9 protein-coding genes are annotated in these 16,176 nt (G+C 40.9%); 6 read left to right on the forward strand and 3 right to left on the reverse strand.

The window, feature by feature from the left end; translation table 11 throughout:
* Positions 1-160: 160 nt before the first annotated feature.
* From RM539_RS07095 to RM539_RS07105, 3 genes are all read right to left on the reverse strand, one after another.
* The gene (locus RM539_RS07095) at positions 161-1,450 is read right to left on the reverse strand and encodes an SGNH/GDSL hydrolase family protein (protein ID WP_311502692.1); all 1,290 of its coding nucleotides are present in this window, start codon (positions 1,448-1,450) and stop codon (positions 161-163) included.
* Positions 1,451-1,622: 172 nt separating this feature from the next.
* Positions 1,623-3,563, reverse strand: a complete 1,941-nt coding sequence (locus RM539_RS07100; protein ID WP_311502693.1) for a RagB/SusD family nutrient uptake outer membrane protein — start codon at positions 3,561-3,563, stop codon at positions 1,623-1,625.
* A gap of 13 nt (positions 3,564-3,576) precedes the next feature.
* Positions 3,577-6,648 carry a SusC/RagA family TonB-linked outer membrane protein gene (locus tag RM539_RS07105; RefSeq protein WP_311502694.1) on the reverse strand — a complete coding sequence of 1,024 codons (3,072 nt, stop codon included), beginning with the start codon at positions 6,646-6,648 and terminating at the stop codon, positions 3,577-3,579.
* 391 nt (positions 6,649-7,039) lie between these two features.
* Here RM539_RS07105 and RM539_RS07110 point away from each other — a divergent pair, with 391 nt between their 5' ends.
* From RM539_RS07110 to RM539_RS07135, 6 genes are all read left to right on the forward strand, one after another.
* Positions 7,040-8,041: a glycoside hydrolase family 43 protein gene (locus RM539_RS07110; protein WP_311502924.1), complete on the forward strand. Its 1,002-nt coding sequence runs from the start codon at positions 7,040-7,042 to the stop codon at positions 8,039-8,041.
* Between the two features lie 15 nt (positions 8,042-8,056).
* Positions 8,057-9,976, forward strand: coding sequence for a sialate O-acetylesterase (locus RM539_RS07115; RefSeq protein WP_311502695.1), 1,920 nt, complete (start codon positions 8,057-8,059; stop codon positions 9,974-9,976).
* 296 nt (positions 9,977-10,272) lie between these two features.
* Entirely contained in the window at positions 10,273-11,943 is a 1,671-nt protein-coding gene (locus RM539_RS07120) for a glycoside hydrolase family 43 protein (RefSeq protein WP_311502696.1), read from the forward strand.
* Between the two features lie 39 nt (positions 11,944-11,982).
* Positions 11,983-13,146, forward strand: a complete 1,164-nt coding sequence (locus RM539_RS07125) for an endo-1,4-beta-xylanase (RefSeq protein WP_311502697.1) — start codon at positions 11,983-11,985, stop codon at positions 13,144-13,146.
* 145 nt (positions 13,147-13,291) lie between these two features.
* On the forward strand, positions 13,292-14,641 hold the full coding sequence (locus tag RM539_RS07130) for a family 43 glycosylhydrolase (protein WP_311502698.1): 1,350 nt from the start codon (positions 13,292-13,294) through the stop codon (positions 14,639-14,641).
* A gap of 55 nt (positions 14,642-14,696) precedes the next feature.
* Positions 14,697-16,016: a family 8 glycosyl hydrolase gene (locus tag RM539_RS07135; protein ID WP_311502699.1), complete on the forward strand. Its 1,320-nt coding sequence runs from the start codon at positions 14,697-14,699 to the stop codon at positions 16,014-16,016.
* Positions 16,017-16,176 lie beyond the last annotated feature (160 nt).

Here is a 16,176-nt window from a genome sequence, read left to right on the forward strand (position 1 = left end):
AAGCAAATAACAGATGAAGAATAGATTAAAATTTACCGAATGAATTTATTTATTGAAGATGAAAAAACCGCCTCCATGTATGAAGACGGCCTGATTAACAAACTAACTACTAACTAATCCAAAATTTGCCTTATTATTGGCGAATCTTTTCCAGGATATATTATTCAAAAAGGGAAAGGTTTATGGCTTTAGCCATCATCTCATATCCCAGTTCATTAGGGTGGAGATAATCGCCCGATTGAGCTTCTGGTAACATTATTAATGTGTCTTCAGGATTTCTTATGGCTTTATCAAAATCAATAACCGCATCAAATTTCCCACTGGTCCTAATCCATTCATTAACTGAATCCCTGGCAGCTTCACGAAAATCTTTGTAGTAAAAAGACTCCTTTATTGGAGTAATTGTACCTCCGTATATTTTTATGTTCCGGGCGTGTGCCTTCTCTATCATTGTATTGTAAGCAGCAATTAAGTTTTTCGCTACCTGAAAGGCTGCAGCACTGTCTTTGGTTGCGCCAAGATCATTTACGCCTTCCATAACTATTGCCCAGCGTACTCCTTTTTGGTTAAGGATATCACGGTCAAAACGGTCAAGAGCCGTTGGTCCCAATCCTCCTTTAAGTACCGCATTACCACCAATTCCCTGGTTTAAAACCCCAATATTTTTTGTAGCCTCATTTTCTAAAAGACGCTCAGACAATATATCCGGCCAGCGGTTTTGTTTGTTGGTGCCAGAGCCGCGGCCATCGGTTATGGAATTGCCAATAATAGCCACGGCAGCTGCAGAATTTGGCGCTTTTACATCTATTCCGTTTATGCTGTACCAGTGATCTGTTTTTGTAGCTTCAGAAAAATTACTGGCAGATGTTTTATCACCTTGAACAATATATGAAGTGGTACGTGACCCGGGGTGGCCGGTAAGATCTTCAGGTACTTCACCAAAATGAATGGTTATTGCCAAATCTTCCCTTTCCTCTAAATCAAAGGCCACAGGATCTGAGGTTATTGCTTCCCCGGGTTGGATGATAACCTGATTTTTCCCGCTAAATTTTAAATTTTTTATGGTTGATAGGTCTATAGAATCACCTCCTTTGGAAGCAGCGATTTGTACTTCCTGCATAGTTGTAGGGGTGGAGCTGAATTCGTTTGAAAAACGAATTCTAAGACTATCGCCACCTATAGAAACCCGAACGATTTGTCGTAAGGTATTGTTACTCAAACCTGGCTCGGGAGGCATGTTGCGGGGCTCCACCAACTGCGGAGCGGTACTCCATGTGCCTACCCATTTTTCTAGATTAGTCGCAGAAGGCCGGTGAAAATCTTCGGGATTAGAAAATCCCATTGCAAGCAGTGAAGACAGAAATAAACCTGACAAGACAAGCCACATGCGAACAAAGATAGAAGTTCGATTAAGCCTATTTACTGTATAAGTAATTGGTTTATAACTCATCCTCTTAAAAAAAAATTAAAAATTGTAGTATAGGTCCTAATTATTTTGCAGGATAAAATAGTACCTGCTACAGATAGATTTTTAGTTTAGTTATAGACAAAATGAAGATTGGTTGCCTGTTGATAAAGCAACCAATCTTTAAGATCATAATGTCACAAATACCTTCCCCTTCCTAATATCCGGGGTTTTGATACCCACCGGTATCGCCCTCCATTGATTGGATCTGACTTTGCGGTATAGGCCGCAGATATAGGTACGGCTCAATATTACGTGTAATAGTTTGTGCTGTGTGATCTCCATAGTTGCTTCCGGCAATCCGGTAAGTGGATGCCAATTCTTCCCATTTTTGGGTGCGTATAAGATCATACCATCTGTAACCTTCACCAAAATATTCTCTGGATCGTTCTGCAAGAATATAATTAATGTCAATTTCGGCGGGAGTTTCAGATACAAGTTCATCGCTAAAATCTGCGATTCTTGGCTCATCAGAATTATTATCCCAACGCCATACTCCGGCTCTGGCACGAATTACATTAATTAATTCTCGGGCTGACATACCAGTAGCGTTTGCACCTTTTACGGCAGCTTCAGCGGCAACAAAATAAAGCTCTGAGAATTTTGCAATATTAAAAGGTCGTGTACTTGCGGCATTTGGTTGCCCAAGTCCATCTCCGGTGTTGGTGCGGTAAGGACCTAACTTCCAAAGTCCGGGATATACCACTCTGCTGATATCCTGTGGGCCTATTACAAAATCTGATCTTCCCGGTAAAACACCTGCGCCAATATTACTTCTTCCCTGTCCCTCCGGATAATCAATGGCACCATCAGGTTGTTCGTCCAGAAAAGTAAGGATAGCATCTCCTGGCGCTACAGGTAATCCATTGGCATTGTACAATGTAGTTTGTTCAACCCCTCCTTTTTGCCAGTTACCTCTATAGACTGTAGTGAAGGTGCCATCGTAACGCGAATCCTGATCTTTATTCTCAAAAGTTTCGGTAATAGCACCAATAGTAGGAGCCATACGTGTCCAGGGACGGCCCAAAGGCTGTGCATCCGATCGTTGTACTGAACTCACAGGATTATCCCAGTTGGGATCTGTAGCACTTCTTAAAACTGTATAGTTCCAGGTCATCATCCAGCCAGCAAAATTGTCGGGTGCGCCACCATTACTATAAGTTAGGCTTGCGGCGTTGTAAAATTCACTTGTTTCAGTATGGTCTGCATATAATAAAATTTCGCTATTCCGATCGTTTTCGGCATTGTTGACGTCATAATATGTAGGCTGAAGACCGAATGGGCCCGGATTATTTATAGCTGTAGTAGCAACATCATAAGCTTGCTGAAAATACCACTGGGCATCGTGTCCATCAGGATCTGTTCTTGAAGCCTCCGGATAGGTAGGAATATTATTTGGATTTTGCAGCCACCATCCGTAAGTAAGATAAGCTTTTGCCAGATAAAGCCGGGCGAGTGTTTTAGTTGCCCCACCAATCATTCTTGGATTTTCCGGTAGATTGTCAATTGCACTAACTAAATCAGGAAAAATTGCTCTGGTATACACTTCAGGCACGGTATTTCGGGTGGAAGTTCTTGTAGGATTGGGATTGAATGCGAGTTCCCCTGCACCAAGGTCTAAAGGAACACCTCCAAAGGTTTGCACCAGCAAAAAATAATCAAACGCACGAAAGAATCTTGCTTCGGCTATAAGGGATTCTGAAACATCCACTTCAGCTGAGCTTTCAATGATTCCGCTAGCAGTATTAATGTTTGAAAAGGAGGTTGCCCATATCACATCAGCACGACTGTCCTGCGGAGTGATATTTCCCTGTCCGGAAACATCCATCACCAGGAAATTCTGGTCTGCACTTTGCGCATAAGTGACTTCATCGGTACCTGTTTCGGTTGTATTATAGTAATAGGCTTGTCCATAAATATACCGCAGATGAGCATACATTGATGTTAAGCCGCCACGAACACCGGCTTCAGTTCGAAAAAAGGAGGGTTCGTAAGTGGCCCTAGGTGTTTCCTCCAAAATTTCATCAGAACAGGACACCAGCAGTAATGCCAGCATCAGGCTCGATACTATTGAAGTTTTTAGATTTATATTTTTCATAGTTGACTTATTTTTAAAATGTTAAATTGAGACCGATTAGATAATTCCTTGTAGAAGGAGTATTTGTCCCGATGGTAAGCAACCTGCTGGGATAGCCTTCTACTGCCGAATTTTCATCTCCGTACGAGTTGGTTACAGGATCCATTCCAGATTCATTATGATAAGGTGAGAACAAAACAAATGCATTTTGAACTGTACCATATAATCTCAGCCTGTTAATATTCATAGACTCCAGCCAATCCTGATCAAAGTTATAACCAAGGGTAATGGTACGAACCTTTAAGTAGGAGGCATCAAAATAACCAAGAGTGGATCCATATACCGGGTTATCGCTACTCACTGGACCTCCGGGACGCGGATAACGAGCATCAGTGTTTTCAGGAGTCCAATAATTGACGTCCACATTTCCACGGCGACCACTTAACATATTGAGATAACCCGAAGATCCATAAAGGGTACTTATTAGAGTTCCTCCACTCTGAAATGCTCCTACAGCAGTAAGATCAAAATTCCTATAAGAAAAACGAGTATTAAAACCACCCTGGAAATCAGGATTTACATCTATAATCTGGCGGTCTTCGGGACCAATTTCCCTTACAGGAACACCGTTTTCGTCATACTCTCCGGTGTATCGTACTTTAATCATTCCCACTTCTCCTCCGGGCTCTAGAATATCCAAATATGGATCATCCTCCTGCCAAATTCCTATACGTTCGTAATCGTAGATTACATTTATTGGATTACCTACAAACCAGTTATTACCTTCATCGCGCTGCTGGCCGGAAGCCAATGCAACCAATTCGTTCTGGTTAGAATAGAAATTGACGCCTGCTTCCCAGCTGAAGCCTTCTGGATTATCAATAATAAGTCCATTAAGAGAAAATTCAAAACCTTTGTTCTGTGTTTCTCCAATATTAGCTGTATAACTTCCTACCCCTGCGGTACCCGGAAGACCTACATTAAGCAAAATGTCATTGGTATTAGTGATGTAATATTCTGCTGTACCTGTTAACCGGTAATTCAATAAAGAAAAATCGACTCCAAAGTTGTAGGTGGTGGAATACTCCCATCCCAGTTCGGGGTTAGACAATTGGCTTACATAATATCCTACACCATAATCGTCCGGACCAAAATTGTAAGGACGTGTTGCAAGATTTCCTAGAGTAGAATATGGATCGACTGCCTGGTTAGAAGTTTCACCATAACCTGCACGTATTTTTAATGAATTTACCCATTCGGTATCATCCATAAAGGTTTCATTTCCAATGTTCCATCCGGCAGATATCGCAGGATAAGAATGCCATTTATGCCCTTCTGCCAGCCTTGAAGAGGCATCAGAACGGAAGGTAGCTGTAAATAAGTATCGGTTGTCGTATTCATACATTACTCTTCCCATATAAGACATTAAACCACTCCGGTAATAGCCTTGATTAGCTGGGTCAATAGTTATTTCGCCGGTGGCCTGCCCTAAATTAAAATATTGAAACTGGTCTGAGGGAATACCTCTTGCCCCAACACTTGAACTATTAAATTGTGTTTCTTCCATGGAATAAAGTCCCACCACATTAAGTCTATGCAGATCATTAAAAGTACGGTCGTAGGTAAGAATGTTTTCTACCAGATAACGGGTAGTGGTAGCATTATTAATTGAAGCTGTTGAGGGGGTATCTGCAGCAGCGCTAAAAACCCCTTCTCCTGTATAGCTTCCGCCATTAGTATTTCGGTAATTAAGACCAAAATTTATGCGATAGCTCAATCCTTCTACCCAAGGAGCCTGTATTTCTCCGAAAAAGTTATTATAAGTACCAAACTCTGTGCTACGGTCTGCCCAGGCATCTCCTAAATTCTCTATACTTTCTCTGGTATATACCCATTGATCATCGGATGGCATACGAATTATCCTTCTTAAAGAACCGTCTTCATTATAAGGACTTGCGAGTGGAGAACTGGATAAAACACCATAAATCCCCAGGTTCATTCCATTTCTTATTGAATAATTACTGTTCGAAGAGAAACCTAGCCGTAGATATTCTCCAATCTCCTGATCAAGTGTGGCATTAAAGGAAATACGTTTAAAATATTGTTCGGGAAGAACAGCTTCATCCTTAGTATATCCAAGGGTGGCACTATAACTACCACCTTCTGTACCTCCGGAAACACCCAAACTGTGATTGGTAATTATGCTATTTTCATACAGCAGGTCCTGCCAGTTCGTATTTATATCATCGGCTTCGTCTGGTCCGTTGGTAAACTGACCTGCAGCTTCACGTAGTTCAGTGAGTTCTGGTCCGCTCATCATGGGATATTCTCCAAACACAGTTTTAAGGCCATGAAAAGCATCATAGCTAAACCTTGCTTCCTGTCCCTGTCGGCCGGTATTTGTAGTAATTATAACCACCCCGTTGGCACCACGGGAACCGTAAATAGCGGTTGCAGAAGCATCCTTTAGGATATCCATGCTTTGGATGTCATTTGGATTTATATCATTAAGAGAACCGGCAAATGGAACACCATTCAGTACAATAAGAGGATTATTGTCTGCGGTTAAAGAGCGTGTACCACGTATACGGATTTGTTGTGTTGAGCCAGGTTGGGAAGAAGTTTGTGAGAGCTGAACTCCAGGCAAACGTCCTCCTAATGCCTCCGAAATGTTTGCTGAAGGTATCTCTCTTAATTCATCTCCGTCTATCGAAGCTACAGATCCTGTTACAGCTTCTCTCCGCTGGGTACCATACCCCACAACAACGATTTCGTCCAGGGCTTCGGTATCTTCCTGTAATGTAACATCAATAGAAGATCTTCCATCCACAGGAAGTTCAGTTGTGGTAAAGCCAATAAAGCTATATTGGAGCGTCGCGTCCACAGGTACGTTGGAAATGCTATAGTTTCCATCAAAATCTGTGGTTGTACCATTGCTGGTTCCTTTTACCAATACCGTTACTCCAGGAACAGGTCCGTTTTCATCAGTAACAGTTCCTGTCACTGTTGTCGTCTGGGCACTTGCGGCAAAGCTAAAAATGAGAAAGAAAAGGAATAACGTTTTTTTCCTTAACTGACTACCATAAATTAAGAATTTTTTGATCATAATGTCATATTTATATTTCTTGGTAATAAAAAATAAAAGAAGTGTAATAAAAACCCTTTTATATTTTTGTAACGATAAATATACGTAAATATCTTTATGACGCAATCGGTTGCGTTAAAAATTCATGAAATTTTCAAAATTTAACATAAGTGGTGTTTATTTATTGTTTGTAACTAATTGAAATATTGTCATTTAAAATAAGTTCTAAAACAACGAATACGATTGATTAAAGATTTTATAAATTAGCCAGACATATATTTCATAAAATCCTTATTTAAAATTCTTAATTATGAAGAAATATTCTTTTTACCCCTTCCTGGTTTTCTCTATATGCTCATTAATTAGTTGCGGCGAGAAAAAACAAAACAACAGTGAAGAAGAGGGTGCTGCAATGGACTCTATTAACCCGGGGGAACAACAATCTTCTCAGCCACTGGTAACCGATAATTATACTGCCGATCCATCTGCCCATGTTTTTAATGATAAAATTTATATTTATCCTTCCCACGATTGGGACTCCGGGATCCCGGAAGATGATATGGGAAGCCACTTCAATATGAAAGATTACCATGTTTACTCCATGGACAGCATTGGCTCAAAAGTTAAAGATCACGGAGTGGTTGTCGATGTTGAAGATGTAGAATGGGCAAAAAGGCAAATGTGGGCACCCGATGCCGCAGAAAAAGATGGTACATACTACCTATATTTTCCAGCCAAAAATGAAAATGATGTTTTTCAGATTGGCGTAGCCACAGCAGATAATCCTGCGGGACCATTTACTCCGCAACCAGAGCCTATAGAAAACAGTTTCAGTATAGATCCTGCCGTTTTTGCTGATTCTGATGGAGAATACTATATGTACTTCGGCGGAATCTGGGGTGGGCAATTACAGCGCTGGAAGTCTGGTGAATATGTAGAAGAAGATACATATCCGGCAGACAGTGCCGCGGCCCTTCAGCCTAAAATAGCTAAATTAAGTAACGACATGATGAGTTTTGCTGAAGCACCAAAAGATGTAAAAATTCTTGATCAGGAAGGTAATGAACTGAAAACCGGGGATAATGAACGGAGGTTTTTTGAAGCCGCATGGGTTCATAAAATGAATGGCAAATATTATTTCTCCTATTCTACAGGAGATACTCATAAAATTGTTTATGCCACCGGTGATAGTCCCTATGGCCCGTTTACCTATCAGGGTGTTGTGCTGGAGCCTGTTTTAGGTTGGACCAATCATCATTCCATTGTGGAATATAACGGGAAATGGTACTTATTTTATCATGACAGCTCTTTGTCTGGTGGGAAAACTTATTTAAGAAGTGTAAAAATGAAGGAACTTCAAATTAATGAAGATGGCAGCATTGAAACTGTTAATGCTATGGTTGAAGCAGAATAAAAATCCGTAGTGATTATGAAAAGATTGCTCTTACGCCTGATGCTTGGGCTTCCCTTGCTGGTTCAGGCTCAGGTTAGTTTACCGCAACTTATTAACGATGGAATGGTGCTTCAGCGAAATGCCGAAATTAGAATTTGGGGGTGGTCTTCTAAAGGTGAATCTGTTTCAGTATCATTTCTGGAAAAAACCTATCAGGTAAAAGCTGACAGGAACGGGAAATGGTTTGTTGATATTTCAGATTTACCGGCGGGAGGACCCTATAGAATGACTATTAAGGGGAAAAACCAGATAAATCTGAAAGACCTATACGTTGGAGATGTGTGGCTTGCTTCGGGACAATCTAATATGGAGCTGCCCATGTCCCGGGTAGAGCCTATGTATTCCAAAGAAATAGAAAGTGCCTCCAATGCTGCAATCCGATTCTTTGAGGTGCCAAAAACTTATAATTTTGAAGAGGCTAAGGAAGATTTAAAAGGGGGTGAATGGATGCCGGTAACGCCGCAGAATATCGGTCAATTCTCAGCGGTTGCGTATTTTTTCGCTAAAAATCTTAATGAGCGCTATAAAGTGCCAATTGGAATTATCAATTCCAGTTTAGGAGGATCACCTGCGGAAGCATGGATAAGCGAGGAATCGCTTAAAAAATTCCCTGATTATCATGACGAGGCAATGCGCTACAAAAGTGCTGAATTTCGTGATAGCATTGAACAAAGTGATTCGGAAAGGATTAACTCCTGGTACAGAAAATCTTCGAAAGATGATATAGGAATAGCCAAAAACTGGCAGGATGAAAACATCAACACCTCCGGTTGGCAGGAGATGGAAATTCCAGGATATTGGGCTGATGAGGAATTAGGAGCAAAAAACGGTGTAGTCTGGTTCAGAAGAAAATTTGATATTTCTTCTGAAAACCTGTCCAATGAAGCTCCTGAATTATTAATGGGAAGGATTGTAGATGCAGATTCTGTATTTGTTAATGGAATATTTGCTGGAAATACAACTTATCAATATCCGCCAAGAAGATACAAAATTCCGGAAGGGGTTTTAAAAAAGGGGAAGAATACGATAAGCATACGTGTTATTAATGAGCGTGGAAGAGGCGGTTTTGTTCCGGACAAGCCTTATAAAATTGTTTTTGAAGATGAGGAAATAGATCTTGAAGGTAAATGGAAATATAAATTGGGTGCTGAAATGCCTCCTCTAAGAGGGCAGACCTTTATAAGATGGAAACCTTTGGGCTTGTATAATTCCATGATTAACCCGCTAACTGATTATACAATCAAAGGTGTAATATGGTACCAGGGAGAATCCAATACCGATACTTCGGATGAATACCGGCAGCTTTTTTCTACTCTTATCCGTGACTGGAGGAAAAAATGGGATCAGGAGACTTTTCCATTTCTGTTTGTTCAACTGGCAAATTTTATGGAAGCCAAAGAGGAGCCTGCAGATAGTAATTGGGCAAGGTTAAGAGATGCCCAGCTAAAGACCCTATCATTGCCACAAACAGGAATGGCGGTTGCTATAGATATTGGGGAATGGAATGATATTCATCCTTTAAATAAAAAAGCAGTTGGAGACCGGCTGGCCCAGACGGCAAGAAAAGTTGCCTACAAGGAAGAAGTTGTCTCCGGCGGACCGGTATACAATTCTTTTACACGAAAAGGAAATTCCATAATTATAAACTTTGACAATGTAGGTAAAGGGCTTATGATTAAAAACGGCAAAAAACTTAAACATTTTGCTATCGCCGGTAAGGATCATCAATTTTTTCGGGCAAATGCTGAAATTAAAGGAGATAAAGTAATAATTTCCAGCCCCAAAGTTAAAAATCCTGTTGCGGTAAGATATGGCTGGGCAGATAATCCTGAAGGGGTAAATTTTTATAATAAAAATGGTTTTCCTGCATCTCCTTTTAGGACAGATGATTGGTAAAGGTATTATTAGATTAGTGATGATAAGATAAGATCAAAATTTAATCCTACTTTAATGCTTGCGCGGTAATTTTTATTAGATAAATTATAACTTCTGCATACCAGAAAGATCAAATTGATATTTTAGAATATTGGCAGGCAAAAGCTTAGCAAAATAGTACAGGATACGTCGTTAATGAGTTATATTTTATATAAACGCAATCGATTGTCTACCTTATTAATATTATTAAATTGAGAATGCCTACTAAAAAATCATCTCACTGTAATAATGGAAATCTTAAATAATAGAATTAAAAAATGAAGAGAATAATCTTTATCGTATTAGCCTTTATTGCTATTCCTATAGCAAACGCACAGGATCATTTTTTGAACCCGGTACTCGCGGGCTGGTATCCCGATCCTGCCATAACAGATGATGGTAAAGGGAATTATTATATGGTGAACTCCACCTTTGCTTTTTATCCCGGAATTCCGGTATTTCATAGCACAGACCTAATAAACTGGAAGCAGATAGGAAATGTGATTGATCGTCCAGACCAGGTCAAAATGACTGGCTTAGGGGTGTCCCGAGGTATCTTTGCCCCTGACATTAGTTATGATAACGGCACTTTTTATCTGACATGTACCATGGTGGACGGTAAGGGAAATTTTGTAATGACTGCAAAAGACCCTGCGGGACCTTGGTCTGATCCTGTCTGGTTACCAGAGGTTAATGGAATAGACCCGGGGTTATTTTTTGACGATAAGGGTAAATCTTATCTGGTTTACAACAGTGAGGCACCTGATAATGAGCCTCTTTATGACGGGCACCGTACCATTCGGATGATCGAGTTTGATAAAGAAAATTTAAAAACCATCGGGGATAACCGTATTCTTGTTAATGGTGGAGTTGATATTTCAACAAAGCCTGTGTGGGCAGAAGGACCCAGAATCTACAAGAAAAACGGCTATTATTATTTGATGACTGCTGAAGGAGGTACGGCTGTCAATCATTCTGAAATGGTCTACCGCACTAGAGATATTAATGCTGCATTCATTCCCTATGAAGAAAATCCAATTCTTACTCAGAGACATCTTGACCCAAACCGGAAGGACCCTATTACTTCAGCCGGCCATGCGGATATCGTACAGCATCCAAATGGAGAATGGTACGGAATCTTTTTGGCAGTAAGGCCTTATGAAGATGATTATTACAACACCGGCCGGGAGACTTTTCTGGCTCCCGTAAAATGGGAAAATGACTGGCCAGTTTTTGATCTCGGCGGGGAAGAGATTAAATATGCCTACCCATTACCTGAGGGAGTGGATATAAGCAAAGATCTGCCACCTTTGAATGGAAACTTTTCTTTCACAGAAAATTTTACCGGCGAAAAATTACCATTGGACTGGCTTATGTTAAGGAATCCTGAGACTGACTGGTATGACCTTAAAAGAAATAAGCAGGGTGTAATTATAAAAACCCGTCCCGAAACCGTCAGTGGTACCGGGAATCCAAGCTTTCTTGCTCACCGCCAGCAACATTTAAAAGGAGAAGCTTCTATATTTCTTAAGTTCAATGCGAAGAATGAAAATGAAAAAGCAGGTCTCCTGGCTTTTCAGAACGAAAACCACTTTTATTTTACTGCGGTTTCTTCGGCAAATGCTTCTCCGGTGCTTCAGCTTTTTAAAGCTGATGAACTTCTAAAAACTGTGACTTTAAAGAAAAATACGGACGAGATTCAATTAAGACTGAAGTTTGATGATGATCTGTATACTTTTCAATATAAAACCAACGGCAAGTGGAAGAACCTGGGCGGTGAGATTGATGGGAAGTTCTTGAGCACCAAGGAATCCGGAGGATTCGTTGGTGTGAATATTGGCCCTTACACCACTTCCGGTAATGCCAAAAGTCAGAATGAAGCCTATGTACGCTGGTTTAAGTATACCGGAGATGACGACATTTATGAAAAGACCAAAAACAAGTTTTAATTCAACTCTTTAAAGTACGTCTGCAGATAAATCCAACTTATGATAAGCAAAAAATATCCGATCTTTCTCCTTTTTTGTTTTCTGGCAGGTTCTCTTCTTGCCGGTGTATCCCATTCCTCACAAGTTGTTTCGGGTATTGTTAAAGAAAAAGATACAACCTTAAAAGAAGCTTTTAAAAACAGGTTCTTTATTGGTACAGCATTGAACACGAGGCAGATCATGGGCGGCGAAATAGAAGCCATTGAAGTGGTAAAGCAGCATTTTAATTCTATTGTTGCCGAAAACGTGATGAAAAGCGGAAGGATTCAGCCCCAACAGGGAAAATTTAACTTCTCAATAGCCGATGAATTTGTGGAATTCGGGGAGCGCAATAATATGCACATCCACGGGCACACTTTGATCTGGCATTCCCAGGCTCCGGACTGGTTTTTTAAAGACGAAAAGGGAAATCCGGTTTCAAGGGAAATTCTTATCGGGCGTATGAAAGATCATATCTCTACAGTGGTGGGACGCTACAAAGGCCGTGTTCACAGCTGGGATGTAGTGAATGAAGCCATTCTGGATGATGGAAGCTACCGGGAGAGCAGGTTTTATGAGATCATCGGGGAAGACTTTATTAAGCTTGCTTTTCAGTTTGCTCATCACGCTGACCCTGAAGCAACTCTATTCTATAATGACTATTCCATGTCCAACCCCAAAAAAAGAGAAGGGGTAGTCAAAATGGTAAAGAAGTTCAAGCAGGAAGGAGTTCCTATAGATGGAATAGGGATGCAGGGCCATATAGGCTTGAATAATCCTACGATAGAAGAGTTTGAAAAAAGTTTAGAAGCCTTTGGAGAATTGGGCACGGTAACAATCAACGAGCTTGACTTGAGTGTTCTTCCCTCCCCGTGGGGCGATGCCGGGGCTGAGATCTCGAAAAATTTTGAATATGAAGATGAAATGAACCCTTTCGAAAAAGAATTGCCTGAGGCCGTTCAAGAGCAATTCAATAAGCGCTATCGTGAATTTTTTGAACTTTTCCTTAAATATCAAAACAGTATTTCCCGCGTAACGCTGTGGGGGGTGAATGATGGTAATTCATGGAAGAATAACTGGCCTGTAAGAGGAAGAACAGATTATCCTTTGCTATTCGATAGGGACAATGAGCCTAAACCGGTTGTAAAAGAGCTGATCGGATTAGGGCTGAAATACCGGAATTAGAAGGTCTTTTCCTTTTCCGGAGCAGCTATGGATTTTACAACTATGCTACCCAAACTCCCGGTGGGTATGCAGGCTTTGATTATTTCGATAGTTCCGGGGACATTAATAATTTAAACTTATCGGGAACTAAATTTACTTGACAGGAATGAAAAAGAAAAAAACTACAACAATTCTGAAGAATGTCTTTTTTGGAATGTTTTTAGGAACAAGTGCCGCTTTTGCGCAGAATCCTCTCATAACAGACCAATTTACAGCCGACCCTACGGCAAGAGTTTTTGGTGACAGAATATACGTTTATCCTTCGCATGATATTGTACCGACTGAAGGAGAAGGTCGTGCCGGTTGGTTCAACATGGCAGACTATCATGTTTTCTCATCTGAAAATTTAACCAACTGGACAGATCACGGGGTGATTCTGGACCAAAAGAATGTTCCCTGGGCCGATTCAACAGCGTATAGCATGTGGGCTCCCGATGCGATAGAAAAAGACGGGAAGTACTATTTTTATTTTCCCACCAGGCGAAAGGGAGCCAGTGACGGCGAGAGTGGTTTTTCCATAGGGGTAGCAATTGCCGATAAACCTCAGGGGCCTTTTATTCCTCAGGAAGAGCCTATAGAGGGGGTGGTTGGTATAGATCCTAATGTTTTTATCGATAATGATGGGCAGGCCTATCTCTATTGGTCCAGGGATAAGATTTACGGAGCGAAGTTGAAAAATAATATGCTTGAACTTGCATCAGAACCAAAAGTTTTCACACTTCCTCAAAAAGGACATATTGAAGGTCCTTTTGTATTTGAACGCGAGGGTATCTACTATCTAACTTATCCCCACGTGGCCGATAAAACCGAAAGACTGGAATATGCTACCGGAAATGATCCTCTTGGCCCTTTCAAACATCAGGGAGTGATTATGGATGAGTCTCCCACGGGTGTGTGGACCAATCATCACTCTATCGTGGAGTTTAAAGATCAGTGGTACTTGTTTTATCATGATGCTGATCTATCACCCGATTTTGACAAAAATCGTTCTATTAAAGCAGACAGTCTTTCTTTTAATGAGAACGGATTACTAAAAAAGGTAGAGCCTTCTTTAAGAGGGATCGGTTTGACACAGGCTACAGATAAAATACAGTTTGATAGGTTTAGTGCGAAATCTGATTCGGCAGTTGAGACAGCCTTTTTAAATGCTGAAGATACTTTTAAAGGCTGGAAGGTGATACTGGATAAAAGCGGGAGCTGGGTTTCTTATAACAAAGTGAACCTGCAGGAATCTCCGGAAAAATTGACCGCACGGATTCGCTACACAGGCGAGAAAGGATCTCTTGAAGTTACAGATAATACCGGAAATGTAATAGCCGATTTCGAACTTTCAGAAACTGACTCCTGGGAAATAATCAGAACAGAGGCAAATGCTACTACTAAAGGCATTAAGGATCTAACCTTAAAAAATAATGCCTCAGGAAGGCTTGAGGTTGATTGGATTCGCTTTGAATAGGTTGATCACCAGGCAGGTTTTCCATTTCAGAAGAGAATGAAATTAAAATGAAAAAATGATGAAAAAAATTTATTTATCCGCACTCGCCTTTATTAGTATAGTTTTATTTTCAGGCGGAATAAATGCCCAGGAATGTGAAGAGGAGGTACAGGATCTCCGTGGTAAAATGGAGCCATGGAAAAAAGGAGCATGGGAAACCGGTGAATATCGGAATCTCTTTTTAGAAGCCGGTTATTCACAAGCTGAGATTGATGCTAAAATTCAAAAAGCATATTATGATGTCTTTGAAGGACCGGACAGGGTTTATTTTGAAGTAGAGGATTCCCTGGCCTATGTATCCGATTTAAAGAATAAAGATGCACGTACTGAAGGACTCTCTTATGGGCTTATGGTGGCAGTTCAATTTGATAAAAAGGAAGTATTTGACCGGCTGTGGCGTTGGACAAAAAAATATATGCAGCACCAGGAAGGGCCCGGAGAGGCCTATTTTGCCTGGAGTGTAGATCCAAAAACCGGAAAGCATAATGCAGAAGGCTCGGCTTCAGATGGGGAACTGTATTTTGTCACTGCACTGCTTTTCGCTTCCAACCGCTGGGGCAATGATACCGGGATAGACTATTACGGTGAGGCCCGAAGAATCCTGGACGAGATGTGGAGTAAAGATGGAACTGAGGGTGTTAGGAACGTGATTAATATTGAACATAAACAGATAAATTTTGTACCCCACGATGGCGGTTATGATTGGACAGATCCGTCTTACCACGTACCGGCCTTTTTTGAAGTCTGGGCTGAATATGCCAATGATGGGCACGGGGAATTCTACAGAGCCGTAGCTGATACGGCGCGTGTTTTTCTGCACCGCACTACACATCCCAAAACCGGCCTTACACCGGATTATGCGGAATTTAATGGAGAGCCCCATAGCCGTGGTCGTATGGGTGATGCATTCAGGTATGATTCCTGGCGAGTACCTATGAACATAGCTATGGATTACAGTTGGTATGCAAAGGATATTGAATGGCAACAGGAATATGCCAACCGCTTCCAAAAATTCTTGTATTGTGAAGGCATAGAAACATATGTAGATCAATATAATATAGATGGATCAACTCCAGAATGGATACTTCCTGCCGGAGGTTATCAGAAGCTGAGACATTCCCTAGGACTTATTTCTACCGCAGGTGCTGCTTCTTTAATGGCCACACATCCTAAAGGATGGAAGTTTGTAGATGAGGTTTGGGAGGCTAAACTTGAACCTTATGAAGACGGCTACTTCGATCCCTATTTTGACGGGCTGCTTTACCTGTTCAGCCTGATGCACTTAAGCGGGAATTATCAAATTATTACCCCTCAGGCGAACCAGCCGGGTCAATAGTTTTTGCAGGCAGGCAAATAAAGAAGAGTTTTACAAAAGACTGAAAAGCCTGGTCAAAGAAAATTCATGTACACTGAAACGTAATTGGCAGTAAATTGAAACTATCCCAAAGATAACACTACCAGTGCAGTTGTAGTAGAACATTGTCAAGTTCAGGATG

It is taken from the genome of Autumnicola musiva (assembly GCF_031846585.1).
GTDB classification, from domain to species: Bacteria; Bacteroidota; Bacteroidia; order Flavobacteriales; family Flavobacteriaceae; genus Autumnicola; species Autumnicola musiva.

Bases quoted from the DNA above. Each gene is read 5' to 3' on its own strand.
- RM539_RS07125 (WP_311502697.1), top strand. From the start codon at position 11,983: ATGATAAGCAAAAAATATCCGATCTTTCTCCTTTTTTGTTTTCTGGCA.
- RM539_RS07105 (WP_311502694.1), bottom strand. From the start codon at position 6,648: ATGATCAAAAAATTCTTAATTTATGGTAGTCAGTTAAGGAAAAAAACG.
- RM539_RS07115 (WP_311502695.1), top strand. From the start codon at position 8,057: ATGAAAAGATTGCTCTTACGCCTGATGCTTGGGCTTCCCTTGCTGGTT.
- RM539_RS07100 (WP_311502693.1), bottom strand. From the start codon at position 3,563: ATGAAAAATATAAATCTAAAAACTTCAATAGTATCGAGCCTGATGCTG.
- RM539_RS07110 (WP_311502924.1), top strand. From the start codon at position 7,040: ATGGACTCTATTAACCCGGGGGAACAACAATCTTCTCAGCCACTGGTA.
- RM539_RS07095 (WP_311502692.1), bottom strand. From the start codon at position 1,450: ATGAGTTATAAACCAATTACTTATACAGTAAATAGGCTTAATCGAACT.
- RM539_RS07130 (WP_311502698.1), top strand. From the start codon at position 13,292: ATGAAAAAGAAAAAAACTACAACAATTCTGAAGAATGTCTTTTTTGGA.
- RM539_RS07135 (WP_311502699.1), top strand. From the start codon at position 14,697: ATGATGAAAAAAATTTATTTATCCGCACTCGCCTTTATTAGTATAGTT.
- RM539_RS07120 (WP_311502696.1), top strand. From the start codon at position 10,273: ATGAAGAGAATAATCTTTATCGTATTAGCCTTTATTGCTATTCCTATA.